This window comes from Salmonella sp. SAL4457, from assembly GCF_046548235.1.
Lineage (GTDB): Bacteria > Pseudomonadota > Gammaproteobacteria > Enterobacterales > Enterobacteriaceae > Salmonella > Salmonella enterica.
This window is the reverse complement of record NZ_JBGDZO010000002.1, coordinates 668,801-687,814: the sequence shown is the minus strand read 5'-3', so window position 1 is coordinate 687,814 and position 19,014 is coordinate 668,801. Positions and strand designations below refer to the sequence as shown.

Here is a 19,014-nt window from a genome sequence, read left to right as displayed (position 1 = left end):
GATATTTAAAAGGGATAAACTATGGGAAGAGTCGCGCCTGTCGCCATCGTACTGGCATTTGCTTTGTTTCATCACCAGCCCCGGGGCGCAGAAGCGCCGCCAATGATTACATCCGAAGGATTAGCAACGGACCAGATGCTTCCTTCGCTGGATGGCTCCGCCGCTGAGTTGCCGCTCAGCGCCGCCGCGCCGGGCAACCTGACGCTCAATGACGCGGTCAATCGCGCCGTTAACTGGCATCCTTCTATTCGCGAAGCCATCGGCAAACTGCTCGCACAGAATGAACAAATAGAGGTCGCCAAATCGAAATATTATCCGCAAGTCAGCGCTGGCGTGAACAATGGGTACAGCAATACCTACACCGATCACGGGTATAGCCCCTCGCTGGTGCTGTCGGTATCGCAAATGCTTTATGACTTCGGCAAAGTGGCAAGTCAGGTTCGTGCCGAAACCGCAGGCGCAGCGCAGCAACAGGCCAATGTGTTGCTCAGTATTGATACCGTCGCGCACGAAACCGCCAACGCCATTGTACAAACGCAGAGCTGGCAGCAAATGGTAGAAGCGGCGGAAGAACAGCTCGTCGCGCTGGACAGCATCGGTAAACTTATCCGGCAGCGCAGCGATGAAGGCGCTACGTCGCTCTCTGACGTAGTGCAAACCGAAGCCAGAATCGAATCCGCCCGCTCGCAACTGGCGCAGTATCAGGCCAATCTCGACAGTGCGAAAGCCTCACTGATGAGCTGGCTGGGCTGGAATTCGCTTAACGGCATCAATAATGACTTCCCGGCGAAACTCGCTCGCAGCTGTGAGACGGCGACTCCCGACGATCGACTGGTGCCCGCGGTACTGGCCGCCTGGGCGCAGGCCAACGTTGCGCGGGCGAATCTGGACTATGCCAGCGCGCAAATGACGCCGACGATTTCGCTCGAACCTTCTGTACAACATTATCTTAATGATAAATATCCCAGTCATGAAGTGCTGGATAAAACCCAGTATTCCACCTGGGTAAAAGTTGAGATGCCGCTTTATCAGGGCGGAGGGCTGACTGCCCGACGCAACACCGCCAGCCATGCGGTAGACGCGGCTCAGTCGACCATTCAGCGCACCCGGCTTGATGTCCGCCAGAAACTGATGGAGGCGCGCAGCCAGGCAATGAGTCTTGCCAGCGCGTTACAAATCCTTCGTCGGCAACAGCAGCTTAGCGAACGCACGCGCGAACTGTATCAGCAGCAATACCTTGACCTCGGTTCCCGCCCGCTGCTCGACGTGCTTAATGCGGAGCAGGAAGTTTACCAGGCGCGTTTTGCCGAACTGCAAACGGAAAGCCAGTTGCATCAGTTGCAACTGAACTGTCTGTATAACACCGGCGCGCTTCGTCAGGCGTTCGCGTTAAATCATCGCAGCATTCAATCCGTGGAGATCCAGCCATGACCCGCGCCGCCCCCGATGTAGAAGAGGTACTCAGTGAGCGCGCGCTAAGCCAATGGGCGCAGGCCATCAGCTATGTCGCCGGTCATTATCGCGTTGCCTGTTCTCCCGGTTCAATTCAGGCCAACGCCCCGTGGCTTAGGGGTAAAAGCAGAACGACCGCCTTAACGCAGCTCGCGCGGCAGGCGGGTTTATCCTTTCATGCGCCGGACATAGACAAAACGGCATTTAGTCAGTGGCGATTGCCGTTGGTTGTCGAGCTCCGGGACGGGCAGTTATTGGTCATCGAACATGTTAATGGCGAAGAGGCGGTAGACGTTTTTGTGATTGAAGAAGAGGGTCAGCGTAACCGCCTGACGCTCAGCGAGTTATTGCCGGAGCTCCTCTATGTTGCCGCGCTACGCCCGCTATCGGCGCTCAAGGATAGCCGCGTCGACCGCTATATCTCCCGCTTTAAACCCGACTGGATGCGCGAGCTGGTTCTGCAGGATATTCGCCCTTATTTACCGGTAATGGTCGCCGCCTTTCTGATTAACGTGCTGTCGCTGGCCGGGATTGTGTTCTCTATGCAGGTTTACGATCGGGTGATCCCCGCTCAGTCATATCCTACCCTGTACGTGCTCTCCTTCGGCGTGCTGGTAGCGGTGCTGTTCGGTTTTCTGCTGCGTGAAGCGCGTACGCACATTATGGACGTGCTCGGTAAACGCGCCGATATGCGCATTTCCGATCGGGTATTCGGTCACGCGTTAAGGCTGCGCAACAGCGCTATTCCCCGTTCCACCGGCAGTTTTATCTCGCAGTTACGCGAACTAGAGCAGATCCGCGAGATGATTACCTCTTCAACGCTGGCGACCATTGTCGATCTGCCTTTCTTTTTCCTGTTTATGATAGTCTTGGCGATTATTGCCCCACCGCTGGCATGGATAGCGCCCGTGGCGGCTCTGCTGATGATCCTGCCGGGCGTCGCACTGCAAAAAAAACTGGCTGTCCTCGCCAACCAGGCCGCCCACGAAGCGACGCTACGCAATGCAGTCTTGGTCGAAAGCGTTCAGGGGCTGGAGGATATTAAACTGATGCAGGCGGAGAACCGCTTTCTTCAGCAGTGGAATAGCTATATCCGTATTACCGGCGAGTCGGGTCTACGCACCCGCAAACTCACGCAAGGGCTTATCAGTTGGGGGATGTCGGTACAAAGTCTGGTGTATGCCGCAGTGATTATGTTCGGCGCGCCGATGGTCATTGAAGGCAGTATGACTACCGGCGCCGTGGTCGCCGCGTCGATGCTCGGCTCGCGGATGATCGCGCCAATGGCTAACCTGTGCGGCGTGCTGGCGCGCTGGCAGCAGGTGAAAGCGGCGAAGATGGGTCTCGACAACATTATGCAACTGCCCACCGAGACACAGCATGACGATAGCCTGATACACCGCGACATCCTCCACGGGCATTACCTCTTTGAAAACGCTCAGTTTCGTTACCATAACGACGATCAACGCATACCGCTGCGCCTCGTGCGTCTGGAGATCATGCCAGGCGAGCGGATTGCGATACTGGGGCGTAACGGCGCGGGTAAATCCACACTTTTACAGGCGATGGCGGGCGGCCTGGAGATGATTCAGGGAGATGCCCGGCTTGATAATCTCAGCTTGTCGCACATCGATATGGCGGATTTACGCCGCAACATCGGCTTTCTTAGCCAGAACGCGCGGCTTTTCTTCGGCACCCTACGAGAGAACCTGACGCTCGGCGCGCCGCACGCCAACGATGAACAGATTTTTGACGCGCTCGAAGTCAGTGGCGGCGCCGTCTTCGTCAGGCGGCTGGCAAAAGGGTTGGATCATCCCATTATGGAGGGCGGTAACGGCCTGTCCGGCGGGCAGCGTCAGTCCCTGTTGCTGGCGAGAATGCTGCTGCGCTCCCCCAATATTGTGTTACTTGACGAACCCAGCGCCTCGCTGGACGAGCATACGGAGCAAGAGTTTATTCAGCGGTTACATCAGTGGCTTGGCAACCGTACCCTGATCGTCGCGACGCACCGGGTACCAATACTGGAGCTGGTTGAGCGTGTCGTTGTCCTGAAAGAAGGACAACTGGTGATGGATGCGCCAAAAGCGCAGGCGCTTAACGCGGATCGGATGCAAAGTCACCGTCGGGAGTGGAAAAATGAAAATCAATCAGCATGATGCCGCGATGGACGATCCCGATATTCAGCGTGAACGGGCGTTTTCCGGCGCGGGTCGTATTGTTCTGATCTGCTCACTGTTATTTCTCATTCTCGGCATCTGGGCGTGGTTTGGCCGACTGGATGAGGTTTCCACCGGCAACGGGAAAGTGATCCCCAGTTCACGCGAACAGGTTCTGCAGTCGCTGGATGGCGGCATTCTGGCGCAGTTGACGGTGCGGGAAGGCGACAGAGTTCAGGCTAACCAGATTGTCGCCCGGCTTGATCCGACGCGTCTGGCGTCCAATGTTGGTGAAAGTGCGGCAAAATATCGCGCTTCACTCGCCTCCAGCGCACGGTTAACCGCGGAAGTCAACGACTTACCTCTCGCCTTCCCCGCTGAGCTGAACGGCTGGCCGGATCTGATTGCCGCAGAGACGCGTCTCTATAAAAGCCGCCGCGCGCAGCTGTCCGATACCGAAGCCGAGCTACGGGATGCGCTGGCGTCGGTTAATAAAGAGCTGGCCATTACCCAGCGTCTGGAGAAAAGCGGCGCGGCCAGTCATGTTGAAGTGCTACGCCTGCAACGACAAAAAAGCGATTTAGGCTTAAAAATTACCGATCTGCGCTCACAATATTATGTGCAGGCACGCGAAGCGTTATCGAAAGCGAACGCTGAAGTCGATATGCTCTCCGCCATTTTAAAAGGACGCGAGGATTCCGTCACCCGCCTCACCGTGCGTTCGCCGGTACGCGGCATTGTTAAAAATATCCAGGTCACGACGATTGGCGGCGTGATCCCGCCTAACGGCGAGATGATGGAGATAGTGCCGGTAGACGATCGTCTGCTGATTGAAACCCGCCTTTCGCCGCGTGATATCGCCTTTATTCATCCCGGCCAACGCGCATTGGTTAAAATTACTGCTTACGATTACGCCATTTACGGCGGGCTTGACGGCGTGGTGGAGACCATTTCACCGGACACCATTCAGGATAAAGTGAAACCGGAAATTTTTTACTATCGCGTATTTATCCGCACCCACCAGGACTATCTACAAAATAAATCAGGACGCCGTTTTTCGATTGTTCCAGGCATGATCGCCACGGTGGATATCAAAACCGGTGAAAAAACCATTGTCGACTATTTAATCAAACCGTTTAATCGCGCGAAAGAAGCGCTGCGCGAGCGGTAAATCGTTGAAGATAAGAAGATACGGGGGCTGGTCACGCGTGTCACAAGTCTGTTATACTTACCTTACACATTGGGGCTGATTCTGGATTCGACGGGATTTGCGAAACCCAAGGTGCATGCCGAGGGGCGGTTGGCCTCGTAAAAAGCCGCAAAAAAATAGTCGCAAACGACGAAACCTACGCTTTAGCAGCTTAATAACCTGCTTAGAGCCCTCTCTCCCTAGCCTCCGCTCTTAGGACGGGGATCAAGAGAGGTCAAACCCAAAAGAGATCGCGCGGATGCCCTGCCTGGGGTTGAAGCGTTAAAACGAATCAGGCTAGTCTGGTAGTGGCGTGTCCGTCCGCAGGTGCCAGGCGAATGTAAAGACTGACTAAGCATGTAGTACCGAGGATGTAGGAATTTCGGACGCGGGTTCAACTCCCGCCAGCTCCACCAATTAAAACAAGGGGTTACGTGAAAGCGTAGTCCCTTTTTTTATGCAATGTCCACTTTGCGTCCACTAAGTTCAAAACTGACCCGCTGATGGAGTAGATATGGGACGGCCAATACCTCAACCTGTAATATCTGTTGTAGCTGACTTCGCTGCTAGCACTGAAACCCATGCTAGTTTGGATAGTTTGTTTGCCTATGCTGATGCGCCAGGGGAGCCACCCGAAGGATCTAAGCACGTTAAAGCCCTCGAATGGTTAAGGCGTATTAATAAAGAATCTGATGAACCATTAGTTTTACTTGGTCGATTAATCGAAAACTATATGGAGTCAGAGTTACCCGCCAATCCATACTATGAGTGGGAAAAAAAGAAAGTTGAGTTTGTAAAAAAAATGCCGGAACTACTTGGTCGTTATGGGCTGAGCTATGTGACTGGCGGTTACGTTACTGATGGAGCATCACTAGCATCCCTTTCCTTGAAAGAAGCTATCCAGAAACGTAATACTCCAGCAGTAGAAATGGAATTCGCAAGGGCTTTAGAAAACTTGCATACTGACCCAAGAGAAGCAGTATCAGCAGCCTGTAATATATTAGAATCAACATTTAAAATTTTTATCGCAGATGAAAACCTACCGATTCCTGCGAAGCAGGATTTGCAGGGCTTGTGGAAGACCGTTCGTGAACATTTAGGTCTTGACACTAAAGCGGTAGAAGATGAGGACTTAAAACGCATTTTGAGCGGCTTATATTCTCTCACCGATGGTATCGGCTCGCTAAGAACTCATGCTAGTTCAGCTCATGGCGCAGGACGAAAAATTTACAATCTCAAGCCCCGACACGCACGATTAGCCATCAATGCTGCACATACACTAACTATGTTTATTCTTGAATCGTGGGATGAAAAAAAAGAATAAGCAAGTTATAAACCCATCATGTTCTAAAGATGATGGTTTTTTTGTTATCTGCTATCTTATCCCTCTAAAATAAATAAGTTACATCATGTTTAGCGCGCAATTGGCGATAAAATGGCGGCAGATGTAACTCCACTTCATACATAGGCAACAGCTATGGCAATAAGTACAAAACCTAATACTGCCCAGCCCCTAACTCTTGATGCTGACAAACTTTACGAAAATGCGGTGCTTTCTATTCAACTGGGCATTGAAGATTTTGAGCTTTCCCAGAAATCTGTTGATAAAGGCGGTAACCCCGCACGTTCTCTATCTTCCGTTCGCAATCTCTTCGCTGGGGTTATGCTTCTTTTTAAATTTAAACTGGCCAATTCGGTTAAAAGTCCTGAAGACGCTTACCAGCTTATCCATATCCCACCAAAAGATATTTTGCCGAACCCAGATGGCATAGGAGGCATGACATGGGAGCCAGACGGACAGTTTCAAAAAAATAAAACAATAGATGTCCATCACATAAAGGCTCGCTTTCGTACTTTTAACATTCATGTTGATTGGGAAGTCGTCGATGAATTACATAACTGTCGCAATCATTTAGAACATCTGCACCCTAGAAACACCTTAGGAGAACTAGCCGATTTTGTTGCTAATTTATTCCCTGTTTTGGCAGACTTTATCGAAAAAGAGTTGAATAAATTTCCACAAGATGTTCTAGGGTCTGCTTGGGACACGATGCTAGAGCACAGAACGTTCTACCTTAAGCAATTGGCCGAATGCGAGCAAAGCTGGCTGGATGCAGGAGTTCCAGAGGGAATGGTTGAGTTCGTCCCAGATTGCACATGTGCTCAATGCGGTTCCAAGTTGTTGAAGGCTTCAACATTAAGTATTGAAGATGGTTTTACTGTTGAAAATGATGAAGATCAATTCGAATATGTTTGTGTCGCGTGTGGGTTCGTAGATTGTTTTGCACCACGATTAATCGATTCCTTCGAATCTGCTTTTTTTTATTGGCCGCCTGATGGTGAAGATCCAACTTATGAACTTTGCTACAGCTGCGACCATCACACATTTGTAATAAGCGAACAAGCATGCCGTTGGTGCGGGGGGGAACTTGACTATTCACAGTGCAAACTTTGTGACGCCCATCTTAATCAAGATGATCAGGATAATGATGGTTATTGCGGCTACTGTACGTACAAGATGAGCAAAGATGATTAATCAGTTTGTTGCTGATTCAGCTTTGGCCTTTTTCACTTCTGCGAAAAGAAGAACGGCGCACATTTTTCAGCTTTTGTGTTTTCCTCAATTACTCTACAACCTGCGCCAGCACTGCCCGTAACTCCCCATTAGCAGCTTTCTGTTGCCGCCTAAACGATCCATCCAAACTCACATAAAATGAATATTATCCATATAAATCAACGATATTTTGTTTCACATTAGATCCTCTGTGCATCCTTAAAACTGAAAAGCGCTGTAATTATTTTCAATCTTTTCACTTTGCTTTCTTCGTGAAGCCACCAGTACTGGCGCTGCCCGAGCTGGTGTTTTGTAGAAAAAGAAAACTGAAAAATTTTTACGATCCAGAAACCGCAGGCGGGTGCGGTGTAGCGCCGTTTTTGTCTGCGACAGTTTTTTTTCGTCTGTGTGAGGCAACGTCAGCACGTCATGGCGGCACAGATCCTTTTACATGGGAAACGGGGATATGGTGACTACTTGAGGCGCTTAAAATGCGTCTGGTGACGCCTGATGAAGGGTGTAAAAAAACCCGCATTATGCGGGCTGAAAAGAGAGAATCAGGCGATGATGTTCTGGTACTTGCTCCGGGTCTGCCCGGCCTTTACTGCCGTCTGGTTGAATGCTCCGGCATTGGTCGGCGTACCAACACTGGGGTGTGAATGGCTCGCGCACTGCTGCGCCAGCTCTGCCAGTAAATCAATGGTGTCCAGCATCATGGTTAGCGTATTTACGCCCTCGCTACCGATATGCACGGTTGGCCCCATAATCTGCTGACCGCCCGCCGCCACAGATTTACGTAATGCAGCAATCTTTTCTGTCAGGGTTCCCCCCACATCAACATTCATGGCGCCGGCCACTTTCGTGGACAGCTGCCCGGCGATTTCGGTTTCTTCATTTCCTGTAATACTGGCCAGCCGGTTTCCTTTTACCGCCTGGCTGAAGTCGCCAGCACTGACCTGCTGTATGGCTCCGGCCATCAGCGTGGCGGTACCCAGTACTGTGATTTTATCCGTGGCTTTCACCGTGGTTTCACGGCTGACCAGTTCTCGTCGTTCCGTGTCGGCTTTCACCGTCCGCGCCATTGATGTTTCACTGATGGTCTGATCTGTCTGGCGTACCCAGTCTCCTGCCTGTGTCACGCGTTGCGAAACTTCCGCGCGCTGCTGTTGCAGCTGTTCGCCGGGCTTAATGTCCGGCAGACTGGTGCCATCCGGCAGCGTCTGCCTGATAAAGGGCTTGTCCGGCCTGCCGCCCGTAAACGCCACTTCTACCAGCGTTCCTTCCGGTGGAAACTGGAACATTCCCGAATCGTTACCGGCCATTGGCACCGGCAGCGGTACGGCGGAATATACCGGCGTCTGGTTGTCCGGGTTGCCGTCCGCGTCAAGCAGCTGCACATCAACGGCGTACCGTGGCCGGAACGGGTCGGCAAAATTACCGCTTTTTACGGCCTCGCTGGGTGCCACCACCCTGGCCAGTTTGGGCAGGTGAAGACCTGAAGCCAGCTCCGGGTAATGGCTTTCTATCTGACGATGCGCCGGTGTTTTCTGCAATGGCTGACCTGTGGCGCGGTTCCGTGGTGTCCACGTGATGGTCATTGTGTCATTCGTCAGATGAACTTTAGTCACGCGTTCCCCGTTCACGTCCACGCCCGGACGAAGACTCTGGATCACCGGCAATGTCATGGAATTACCACCCGCCGTTCCCTGGCTGAACTCTGCCGGGATTTCTACCGGACGTCCGGCAAACAGCGCCTTTTCTGCGCCGCCGACATACAGCGAACCGTCCGGCAATGGATACCAGATGTAATCCGTGATACTGAATGCCCTGCCCAGATTATTCAGCAGCTGGTATCCCGTCCCGTTATGGGTGAAATGGGGGATCGGTTTATCACTGTACGGCACATCCGGTACCGCAATGCTGATCCCGCTGTTTTCCTCCAGCCATCCGGCCACATCGCGCAGTGTTGGATGCTGGAATGAGCATGGCCACATCCGCTCAAATACGCCAGCCAGCTCGCGGACGAACAGACGCTGATAACCGTTTTCGGCAGGCTGTGAGCGCTCCACATAGCCGGTAAACCAGCGCAGAAGTAAACCGGAATACCCCACATCCAGCCGTACCAGTTTGCCGGTGTAGTCTGTGGTCGTCTGTGCCGTAATAAAGCCACGTCCACAGCTGTTCAGCTCCAGCACCAGACTGGCGTCAGCCAGGTGTATTTCATCCGTTGAAAGGTAAAGGCGTTTTACTGGTTTCATCATTAACCTAAAGCATCATTGACGGGCTTCAGCACCCTGCGTTCAAACCACGTCAGTTTTTCTTCATCCTCTCCGGCACTCTGGCCACCGGATTGTCCCGTACTGCTGGCCGTCTGTTTTTTTGCCGTTGTTTTACCGGTTGCCCTGGCTTCCCGCTTCTCCTGTACGCTGACATGTTCCGCCAGGGTGAACGTGACCAGCCAGGCCATTTTCCCGTCCTGCGGCGGTGCATCCAGCATTCCGCTGAAGGTGGCCTCACGAAAATTCACCGCTCTGGCCACCTCATGCGCAACGCGGTATTTCATGCGTTTCCCGTCTGCATCGGTGGCGCTGGCCAGTTCAAAAATACGCTTCAGGATCTCCGGGTTTTTAAAGGGTATTTCGCCGCTGATACGCAGCTCTTTGCCCTTTGCCCCCTGCTCTGATTTGGTGGTCGCGCTGGTCTGGCCGGACTGGTCTTTATCCTGAAACTGCTGGGAAACAGTCACGCGCATGTTTTTCAGCAGAATGGCCTCACCATTAAGCGCCAGTGTCGGGATCGACGTCATGAATCATGCCCCTTATTCCATCAAGATTTTTTCCGGCCAGCATGATTGCCGCAGTATAAACGGCTGAAGGCTGCGGAATGTCCTGTACCAGCGCCAGCAGGGTGGCGGCGGTGTCGCCACTGGCCGTAAATACCCATGCCCTGGCGCTTTTCCCCTGTAAATCAGAGAGGCCGCTGGCCACATCGTTAATCAGGCTGTCACGCAGTTGCGTAAACTCCCCCAGCTGTTGTTTCATCCCGTCCAGGCTGAATCCGGCGCCAGCCGCTTTCTGCGCCTCACTGATAGCGGCAGCGGATAACGCTGCCCTGTTGGTCGGAACGGACAGCGGAATGGCAACCGGCAGTCCTGCCCCGGCTTTCGCGGGGATCTGCATTTTCTCAGTAGCCAGTGTCGCCGCAGACTCAGCCAGACGTCTAACCTGGGTGAATGCGGGCGCGGGGAAAACATCCACCAGGCTGTTAAGCCCCTTCATGAAGTTTTCATGGGTCTGTCCCGTTACCATCATGATCACCACATCGGTATTGCCTCCCGTTCCGGCCAGCCTTTCCGCCAGATAATGGATTGCATTGACCGGACTCAGGTATGCCCCGTTATCAGTCTGCTGCCCCAGACCGTGAATCCACGGATGCGCCGGAACGACGGAACAATCCAGCGCAGCCAGAGAATCCGTAAAAGCCAGACGCGCTTCACGCCACATCCGGTACCTCCGGCCAGTCAATATCTGGCGCACCAGTCAGATCCAGACGGCGCAATTTTGTACGCACTTCACGTAAATCGGAAAGTTCGACCAGCTCGGCATCAGTAATATCACTATCATCCTGCGCTTCCATAAGCTGATTGATTTTTGACGTGACCGACGCCATGCGCCGGTCGCGTTCTGCTGTCGCTAAAGCAACATAATCAACCTGAACAGGTGCGATAACGCCGTTGCTATAGGTAAAATTACCAGCCTGGAAACCATCAGGAATATCAGTATCAGCAAATTCCACAACAGAGCAATTCAGCGGAAATAACTTTGTTGCATCTTTATCCGCAGTAATAATCAGCCCTGTTTTGTCATACTGTATTTTCAGTGTGTCTGGCTGAAATAGTTTCTGTAGCACATACCAGTCAACACCTGATTCATCGTGGATAAACTGAACGCTGCAGTTCTCTGATAACTCCTGCTGAACAGGGGTTAATTCAGTTGTTTTAGTGAATTTTTTAAAATGTCTCATTTTTATGTCCCTACCGTATACCACTGACCATTCACTTTAAGCTGTAACAAGCGTCGTTGGATCCGGTCTGGTGTATCGTTCGAGTCTCCATTCTCAACACCTGTAATGACGTAACCTAACTGGTCTGCAAATCCGGGCGAACGATATAAGTTTCCATGCTCAACGGCACCGAATCGAATTGACTGAACATACCCACTTAGCATGTCAGTTGTAGCAAGGAATACACCAGAACCATCATCATGAAGCATAAATGGCTTTGTTTTGTCGTTCTGGTACACACCGACCATGGTGATGTATTGTCGTAACGGTCTGCCTGCAATATACGCACTCAACCAGCCAGGCCCGCTGCCTGTGCCCCATATATCGCCGTAAACATCGCCGTTTTTGTTGAATATCGCATTTCCGGCCTGCAAATTTTCAGCAGCTGCGATAACACCGAGTCGGGTGCTGATATATGCCCGGATAGCCAGGTCTTCTGAGTTCTGAAATCCGATACCATTCCATGACTTAATGTTCAGATTGTTACCATTAAAACCTGCACCATCAACGTCACCTTTAGCCATCCCACCAGTGCCATCCCCAACCGTAACCAGGGTATCGCCACGCATATTTGGAGCAGAAATACCCCCCGTAAAGGCGCCCCCCTCCAGCATCGCCACATGACGCCATGAGGTAATACCTGCTCCTGTACCGTGACCAAACAATACGTTATTGCCACTGACTGCAAGAACATCCACAACAGTGGTCGGACTTACCACCTCGCTAAGGGTAATAATTTGCCAGAAACTTACCTGGTCTGGCGCATCAGGTGCCTGATGTGCGCGCATAAACTGACAGCCTGTAGCCGCCCTGGCACCAATTGATGTTCGGTCAATTGCGTCACTGACAAATGTTCCCGCGAGGAACCTGCCATCACCTTTGAAAAGCACATTTCCCAGTCCAATATTTTGAACAAACAGAGGTTTATCAGGAATATCCGATCCGTTCCTGTCTTTCGCTAGTCGTGCTGCGGCATTATCCATAGCAATCTTGACTGCTTTCGGCGTAGCGGCCTGTTCTTCACTGGTGCTGTCTGTCGCGCTGCTTAACTGGGTGAACCCCTTCGCGCTGGTAGTGGCGTCCGGATGATTACGGGATTGCTCATGTTTTCTCAGCGCATCGCTGGCCTGCTGCTCATTCAGTGTCCCTTTCGGGCGTAAATCCGTAATATTGCCGTTTTCATCAATATCCGCCACAGCAAACACATAATGCTGTACGCCGTTCTGCACATAATCCGCCAGGTTGTCAGCAACCGTAATACGGGACTGCACACCCCACACGCTGGTAAGCGTTCCTGTCCAGCATACATCCAGCCAGACTTTGACCGTCCTGGTTGTCACGGTAATATTCCGGTTTTCTGCAAGCGTTGTGCGCAGCCCTGCCACATAGCCGGTACCTTTGGTCACATAAAACTGATTCCCGCTTTTCCCGACCAGATAGCCGTCACCAAAAAACGCCGCCGCCCCGAAGATGTCGATATTTTCCAGGCGCTGGCGCTCGTCCATTCCGGCCATACGTGCGGTAAAGTCAATCTGCCAGGTCTCGGCAGGCGTATTAATTCCGGTTTCAGCCTGTGCGCCGTTATATTCCATCAGAAACGAGCGCGTAAGCACGTTCCCCTGTTGCCCTTCAGCTGTTTTAAGTTTTTGCTGTAATGGCGCATGAACAATCATTGCCAGCGTACCGCTGGCCTTATTAATCAGACCAATCCAGTTAAAGGAAAAATCCCCCACATCCGCCCCCAGTACGACGGAATGCACCACAGCGTTGTCATTCACCACGCCCTTACGGCTGACGGCCTGCCGGTGAACAATCTGTTCAGCCGGTGGCAGGGTTTCATTGCGGTCAACCGGCTGATCCGGGTCAAGTTCCGGCACATTAGCGAATACAAATTCATCCAGCAGGACAGACTCCCCCGTGGCACCCTGCTGCGCTTTCCACTGCTCAAATGCCAGTGTAATTGTTGTCTGTGACATATAATCCCCTTATAACCCTGCGCTGTACGTCGCGCTGCTGGTTTCCGTACCGCTCAGTGCTGCCGGATAAACCACATATTCCCCCTGATCCCATCCCGCCCGGATAGTCAGCCGTTCGGACGTGATCACTTCAAACTGGTAACGGCGGCATGTCCGCCCGTACTGCCGGATAATCTGGATCATCAGCTGCGTGTTAGTCGCAATCTGGCTGTCCGTGACGCGAACCTGAATCACATCCCAGTCAATTCCCGGCTGGCGCTCCATCAGTTCAACGTACCCGATCCCCAGTCGCTCAAAGATACTGATAAATCCCTCAACAGAACCGGCGTCACGCGCATTCACGAAGGCATACGCCACACGCCTGCGGAACAGTTCCAGCGGCTCCCCGTCAAAGCGGGAAATGTCCCGGTCATACGCCAGCAGGTTAAGTAACGCCGGTGTACAGGTCAGCGGATCAAACTGGTTCAGTGGCCACGTCACCCAGCCGTACACTTCCGCCCAGAACCGACGCGCCGTTTGCAGTAGTTTTCGCGGTTCTCCCCTGTCCATCCAGGAGGGAAGTACCATTCCGGCCAGTTTTTTCATGAACTCATTCATTCTCAATACTCACCACAAGCGATTTCAGGCGCGGCACATTCAGCTCACTGGCAATGTCATCCAGCGAAAAATTCAGCGATTCCGTTACCGGAAAATTTTTATGGATTTCGCGCCCCAGCTGCGAGAAGGAGAACCGCGAATACGGCCACGTCCTTCTGACGTCATAGTCCGTATTTTCCCGGAAGGCGCACCGGATCAGGTTTTCAATACCATCCTTCAGGCGCTTCTGTTCATCATCACTGATGTTGTTCAGGTTCCTGACCCAGACAGTGACCGCCAGATCGTGCAGGGTCTCCGGCATGGCATAACACTGCATATCATCCCCGTGGCCGTGATGCCCCTGCGTGTTGATATAGTCATTCACGGCATCCACAAACGGCGCAGAAGCCACACCGCTGTCCAGCAATAAATAGGCGTTGGCCGTCCCCGGCCCCCTCGGTGCTTCGTGCTCAAAGAAAATCCGGTCAATGCTCAGTCCGGCAACACCGGCAATCATCGACCGGTACACCGCGTCCGTGTGGTAGTTGCCCACCAGGTTAAACTGGTTACGGCAACGCTCACGCAGTTCATCATCGCTTTCCTCATCCGCGCCCGGTATGGTCAGCCAGTTTTCTTCACTGGCCACATGGCTGATGCCGTCCACGGCCACCGGCAGAATGCGGTAATATCCCGGTGCCAGGTTATATGCACCGCCCGTTCCCGTTGCTTTTACCGGCAGCAGTACGCTGGCGGTACCGGAGGCGATCACCACATCTTCCGTGGTGGCCAGTTCATACACCCTGCCGTTAATACGTTCTGTCTGTATCACCGTTCCGGCCTTCACCGTCACCACGGCGCTGGCGTCTTCCTTGTAAAAACGGATAACGCCCTGTGCAGCGCTGGCGGGCTTCGGCGTGATATTCACCGCCCATGCCAGCAGCCGTAACATGTTTCCACTGGCCGTGGCCACAAACATATTGGCCAGTACGGTGGAGATCAGAACCTCCTTCAGCCACATCACCGGCGCGGTTACAATGGCCGTGACCAGTCGCCAGAACGGAGACATACGGGAGGTATTCGTGATAATTCCCTCCTCCGTCGCAATGGCATTAAAGCGATCGCGAATCTCTTCTTCCGTCACCGGCATACCGCTGGCTTTCACCACCTCTTCAAAGTCAACCTGTGGCTTTTCCGTCATAAATCCACCTGTACCGATATTCCGCCGAAGTCATAAGTACTGGCCGTGATCCACAACCGTGTCCGGCTTTCTTCACCGATTTCCACTGTTCCCGGAACGATACGTTCATCATCCTCAATCAGTAATTCCATACGGGTAAAAATATCTGCCCGCATGGTCGGGCTTCTCTCGGCAATTAATTCCGTCGCCAGACCGCTTTCAATAATGGAATGAATAATGTCCTGCCCGATACTTTTACGGTTATTACATAATTCAGGTTCATTACCGGTATTCAGGACAAAGTCATTTCCCTGAATTAATAAATCAACATACAGGATTTCATTCATACGCCCAGCTCCTGAAACTCCATTAACTGCCCCGGCGTTATCATTTCTTTTGGATAGATATTGACAGTATTAATTTTCCGGCTGTTATCCGTCACAGACCTTGAGTTATTACTGACAGATTTACTGATACCACCTTTATCAATTCCTTTTAGCTCGCCACCTGTAGATAAATTATTTACTGTTAATGGTGGCAAAGAGGTTTCATTAACCATTGAGATATCAACGCCGGGTATTTTATTCAGCTTCTCAACAATCCAGTTCCACGATTTCAGAAAACCACCTTTAACGGACTGCCAGACATTATCAAACATGGATACAATACCCGACGCCAGTCCACTTAATGCTTGTGAGGGTGAAAACCCTGTTAATAGCGCAATAAAACTGTTCCAGCCTTCACTGATAAATTGCCACGCTGTGGAAAACACCCCGGCCAGCCACGCCACCACCCTGGCACACGCCTGAAACGCGGATGTTTCCATAACAGCTGCTTTCACCGTATCCCAGTGTTTAATCAGCAACCAGCAACCCGCCGCAAGCAACGCTATCGCCCCGATCACAAGCAAGACCGGCCAGCTCATAAGATTAATACCGATTCCGGCCATGATTGCCGCCATACGAACGGCCAGCAACGCTCCGCGCAAAAATTTAAGCGTCGCATTCCAGGCGATAACAGCAATTTGTGCCAGCCATACCATTGCCGTATATGCTTTCGTGACGGCGGTCATGGCAACCCAGATCCCGCGTAAACCTGCCATGATAAACTTAGAAGCGCCCATCACAATATTGGCAACCGCGCCCACTGCCGCAAACCCCAGCAACGCCATAGCGGCGTAGCCGATAACACGGGCAATGTTGGGAAATAGCTGCATCCATCTGGCAAATGTCTGTCCCATATCCGCCAGACGATTCAGTACCGGATACAATACCGGGATTAGTGTCAGCCCTATTACGGTCTGAATAGCTTTCAGGATTTGTACAAACCGATCCCACGGTTTCACCAGTTTACTGGCCATCTCCTGCGTACGTTTCAGACCGTCAGATCCGCCCAGTTCGGTGATATTCCTCTGGAGAAGCGCCACATTACCGTAAAGGTGTTTGACCACAGCCGAGCTGTCACCGAATGCCGCATCCAGTTCCGCCTGGGCTTTCAGATTCCCTTCCAGGCTCTTGCCGTATTTGCCCTGCAATTTAATCAGCATCTCAGGCATGGACAGCATTTTTCCGGTAGCGTCAGTGAAGGACAGCCCCAGTTTTTTCGCCCCCTCAACTGCCCCCGTCATAAAGCCTTCATAGGCGCTGCTGGCTTCCGTTCCCAGCGTGCGGTTCAGTTGCCCCAGTACCGCCAGCTGTTCATCCAGTCCGACACCGTAGTTAGTCCCCACACCGCGCGCACCTTCCATCAAATCCTTAATCGTCGCCATTTCAGTACCGAACGTTTTACGCATATACACCATTTTTCCGGCCAGCTGTTCAGCGAACTGAACCTTGCCCAGACGCTCCGCATCGGCGGAAAAATTACCAAACATCTGCCCCATAAATTCCGCCGTTTCTGCGGCGGTGGATTTCAGGGCAAACGCCAGGGTATTAGCAACTTTTGTCACTTTCGGCAGTTCATTACCGGTCAGCCCGGCAATGGCGGAATTAATACTTTCAGTGGACTGAACAAATTCCACCGCACTGGCGCCATAAGTTGTACTGAAGCGCAGCGCATCCCGCTGTACGGCTTTCAATGCCTGATCATCAATCCCTTTTGATGCTGCATCATTCAGCGCATCATACATTTCAATTGCCGGTGATAACGCACCCCGTATGGCCATTCCTGTGCCCGCTAAAGCCAGCACACCACAGCCAATCTGCATAAAGGCCGCTTTTGATTTTTCAGCAAAGCCGGTGACGCTGCTCTGTGCCTGTTTTAACGGGCGGGACAGCTTATCAATCAGGCTTAATGTAAAATCTAACTGTTTCATTCTGTGCCTTTAAATGCTTTAGCCACACCATTGGCCACAGCAATTCCTGTATATTCCCAGTGACGGTTATCCAGCCAGATAGCCGCAGCAATATCGTCAACGGAATCCTGACCATGTGGTAAATAATGACGGCGAAGTATTAAATATTGTTCGAGTCCGTTCTGTTCAATTGCCCGGACTCGCTTTGTCAGTTTTTTACTTCAATTTCCAGTTCAGGAGCGTAAATATCATTAACCTTACTGACAAGCTGAAGCGCAGCGCCCGGACGTTTTAATATTTCAGCTAAAGCTTCCTTGCTTTCCGTTGCAACAATACGCATCAGGTAGTTATGCGCAGGTGCCACTTTATTGTCCATTGCCATTTCATTAATAAACTTATTATAGGCGGTCTGATTTGGTTCAAAAATAATATCAGCCCCACAGACACACAGTTTAATTTTTTCCATATAAAAGACTCTCTCTACGATTAATTTCATCTATTAACTGATTATGGCGTGCTGCACACTGACCATAAATTTCAAGATACGCATTCAACAGTTCCGCAGCATCTTTACCCGTAGTCCCTTTCAGGCGTGGCAGCTGCGTGACGCATTTAGTTTTCAGGTTTTCCTGATAACGCACGTTCGGTACTGGCGGTGGCGTCGTTGTACATGCGGACAAAGTCGTCAGACAGGCACACGTTAGTAAACACCGGTTTAACCACCTCCGTACGAATTTCACGCGGCGGTGCATTTTTCAAAGCCTCCAGTTGTTCTTCCAGTTTTCGCCCGGATTCACTGGCCATGCTCGCCAGCGTTTCCCCGGTAGCGCTGGCTGACCGACTGATGGCCAGATCGATACTGTCACGCTGCCAGTTAGCCGCCTTCCAGCCTGCCCAGAAGGCCAGAACAACCGTCATAAGCCAGCCCGCCACCACACGATCCATCAGCGAACCCCGTCATGTTCCAGACTGAAATGATTACCATCCGGCCTGGATTTGAAGCGCCCGCCCCAGCTGCCGCCCAGTGACTCCCAGTATTCGCCCAGCGGCAGGTAATCCTCTGTGCGGGTCTGGTACTGGCCGTTAACAAACAGGTTAAAATCCACTGCCAGACGCCGTGTATGCAGACTGTTGGTAATACCGCTGCCCTTTTTCGCGTTCAGCGCCGCCTGTTCCGGCGTACGGTAAGCCTCCCCGAACGTCAGCCGGTAGCCGTGTTCTTCTGCCCAGTGGATCAGATTTGCCACCATAACGGTAAACAGCTGCTGTTTTTCACTCAGTGTCATTTATCAGCCCCTTTCCCCAGAAAACCGATCCCTTTCTTACGTAGCCAGGCTTCAACACCATTAAGGCCAAGAATCCCCAACGCTGAACCAATGCCGGCAAGCGCAAGCGGATGGATATCCGGTACGAAGTAAAGCGCCACCCCTGCCGCTACTGATAACGCGCTGCCCACAATGACACGCCCCAGCACCAGACGGGCCGTGATCGGCTCGTCACTGTTCAGCATCTTGCCCAGGGCAATCAGCGCCCCCATAATTGCCAGCGCAATAAACCCTTTTTCGTAGTCCTGCATCCC

At 52.1% G+C, this 19,014-nt stretch carries 19 protein-coding genes, 1 other RNA gene and 2 pseudogenes; 6 read left to right on the top strand and 16 right to left on the bottom strand.

The annotated features are described in order from the left end of the window. Positions 1–21 precede the first annotated feature (21 nt). From ACLJNW_RS10975 to ACLJNW_RS10950, 6 genes are all read left to right on the top strand, one after another. Positions 22–1,431, top strand: coding sequence for a TolC family outer membrane protein (locus ACLJNW_RS10975; RefSeq protein WP_024154433.1), 1,410 nt, complete (start codon positions 22–24; stop codon positions 1,429–1,431). Continuing rightward, complete coding sequence (locus ACLJNW_RS10970) at positions 1,428–3,608, top strand: type I secretion system permease/ATPase (RefSeq protein ID WP_024154434.1); 2,181 nt, start codon at positions 1,428–1,430, stop codon at positions 3,606–3,608. The genes ACLJNW_RS10975 and ACLJNW_RS10970 overlap by 4 nt, the downstream gene beginning before the upstream one ends. A gap of 7 nt (positions 3,609–3,615) precedes the next feature. Beyond that, the gene (locus ACLJNW_RS10965; RefSeq protein ID WP_072102794.1) at positions 3,616–4,779 is read left to right on the top strand and encodes an HlyD family type I secretion periplasmic adaptor subunit; all 1,164 of its coding nucleotides are present in this window, start codon (positions 3,616–3,618) and stop codon (positions 4,777–4,779) included. A 71-nt stretch (positions 4,780–4,850) separates the two neighbouring features. After that, positions 4,851–5,213: a transfer-messenger RNA gene (gene ssrA / locus ACLJNW_RS10960) on the top strand. 98 nt (positions 5,214–5,311) lie between these two features. Continuing rightward, positions 5,312–6,121, top strand: coding sequence for an abortive infection family protein (locus ACLJNW_RS10955; protein WP_001738745.1), 810 nt, complete (start codon positions 5,312–5,314; stop codon positions 6,119–6,121). 153 nt (positions 6,122–6,274) lie between these two features. After that, positions 6,275–7,333 carry a hypothetical protein gene (locus tag ACLJNW_RS10950; protein WP_001738744.1) on the top strand — a complete coding sequence of 353 codons (1,059 nt, stop codon included), beginning with the start codon at positions 6,275–6,277 and terminating at the stop codon, positions 7,331–7,333. Between the two features lie 575 nt (positions 7,334–7,908). Here ACLJNW_RS10950 and ACLJNW_RS10945 read toward each other — a convergent pair. The 16 genes and pseudogenes from ACLJNW_RS10945 to ACLJNW_RS10870 form a co-directional block, all read right to left on the bottom strand. Further along, positions 7,909–9,612 (bottom strand): hypothetical protein, encoded by a 1,704-nt coding sequence (locus ACLJNW_RS10945; protein WP_176208169.1) that lies wholly within the window; start codon positions 9,610–9,612, stop codon positions 7,909–7,911. Then, positions 9,612–10,157 (bottom strand): hypothetical protein, encoded by a 546-nt coding sequence (locus ACLJNW_RS10940; protein WP_000200789.1) that lies wholly within the window; start codon positions 10,155–10,157, stop codon positions 9,612–9,614. Before ACLJNW_RS10940 ends, ACLJNW_RS10945 begins: the two co-directional genes overlap by 1 nt. After that, positions 10,129–10,854: a hypothetical protein gene (locus ACLJNW_RS10935; protein ID WP_024154437.1), complete on the bottom strand. Its 726-nt coding sequence runs from the start codon at positions 10,852–10,854 to the stop codon at positions 10,129–10,131. Before ACLJNW_RS10935 ends, ACLJNW_RS10940 begins: the two co-directional genes overlap by 29 nt. Then, positions 10,844–11,374, bottom strand: coding sequence for a tail fiber assembly protein (locus ACLJNW_RS10930; RefSeq protein WP_024154438.1), 531 nt, complete (start codon positions 11,372–11,374; stop codon positions 10,844–10,846). Before ACLJNW_RS10930 ends, ACLJNW_RS10935 begins: the two co-directional genes overlap by 11 nt. Positions 11,375–11,376: 2 nt before the next feature. After that, positions 11,377–12,378: pseudogene (locus ACLJNW_RS10925) on the bottom strand (phage tail protein); the annotation flags it as partial. Between the two features lie 45 nt (positions 12,379–12,423). Beyond that, positions 12,424–13,389, bottom strand: a pseudogene (locus tag ACLJNW_RS10920) (phage tail protein); the annotation flags it as partial. 9 nt (positions 13,390–13,398) lie between these two features. After that, positions 13,399–13,986 (bottom strand): phage tail protein, encoded by a 588-nt coding sequence (locus tag ACLJNW_RS10915; protein WP_001001824.1) that lies wholly within the window; start codon positions 13,984–13,986, stop codon positions 13,399–13,401. Next, on the bottom strand, positions 13,979–15,163 hold the full coding sequence (locus ACLJNW_RS10910) for a baseplate J/gp47 family protein (protein ID WP_024154734.1): 1,185 nt from the start codon (positions 15,161–15,163) through the stop codon (positions 13,979–13,981). Before ACLJNW_RS10910 ends, ACLJNW_RS10915 begins: the two co-directional genes overlap by 8 nt. Further along, positions 15,160–15,489 (bottom strand): DUF2590 family protein, encoded by a 330-nt coding sequence (locus tag ACLJNW_RS10905; RefSeq protein ID WP_001002797.1) that lies wholly within the window; start codon positions 15,487–15,489, stop codon positions 15,160–15,162. Before ACLJNW_RS10905 ends, ACLJNW_RS10910 begins: the two co-directional genes overlap by 4 nt. Beyond that, positions 15,486–17,456: a phage tail tape measure protein gene (locus ACLJNW_RS10900; RefSeq protein WP_024154735.1), complete on the bottom strand. Its 1,971-nt coding sequence runs from the start codon at positions 17,454–17,456 to the stop codon at positions 15,486–15,488. The genes ACLJNW_RS10905 and ACLJNW_RS10900 overlap by 4 nt, the downstream gene beginning before the upstream one ends. Then, positions 17,453–17,596, bottom strand: coding sequence for a DUF6890 family protein (locus tag ACLJNW_RS10895; RefSeq protein ID WP_370922079.1), 144 nt, complete (start codon positions 17,594–17,596; stop codon positions 17,453–17,455). Before ACLJNW_RS10895 ends, ACLJNW_RS10900 begins: the two co-directional genes overlap by 4 nt. A 47-nt stretch (positions 17,597–17,643) precedes the next feature. Further along, positions 17,644–17,901 (bottom strand): putative phage tail assembly chaperone, encoded by a 258-nt coding sequence (locus ACLJNW_RS10890; protein ID WP_024154736.1) that lies wholly within the window; start codon positions 17,899–17,901, stop codon positions 17,644–17,646. After that, on the bottom strand, positions 17,888–18,076 hold the full coding sequence (locus ACLJNW_RS10885) for a hypothetical protein (RefSeq protein ID WP_001270303.1): 189 nt from the start codon (positions 18,074–18,076) through the stop codon (positions 17,888–17,890). The genes ACLJNW_RS10890 and ACLJNW_RS10885 overlap by 14 nt, the downstream gene beginning before the upstream one ends. After that, a complete protein-coding gene (locus ACLJNW_RS10880; protein WP_024154737.1) occupies positions 18,048–18,380 on the bottom strand; it encodes a hypothetical protein in 333 nt (110 codons plus the stop codon). Before ACLJNW_RS10880 ends, ACLJNW_RS10885 begins: the two co-directional genes overlap by 29 nt. After that, a complete protein-coding gene (locus ACLJNW_RS10875) occupies positions 18,380–18,721 on the bottom strand; it encodes a M15 family metallopeptidase (protein WP_000175560.1) in 342 nt (113 codons plus the stop codon). Before ACLJNW_RS10875 ends, ACLJNW_RS10880 begins: the two co-directional genes overlap by 1 nt. Further along, on the bottom strand, positions 18,718–19,011 hold the full coding sequence (locus ACLJNW_RS10870; protein ID WP_001154425.1) for a phage holin family protein: 294 nt from the start codon (positions 19,009–19,011) through the stop codon (positions 18,718–18,720). Before ACLJNW_RS10870 ends, ACLJNW_RS10875 begins: the two co-directional genes overlap by 4 nt. Between the last annotated feature and the right edge of the window lie 3 nt (positions 19,012–19,014).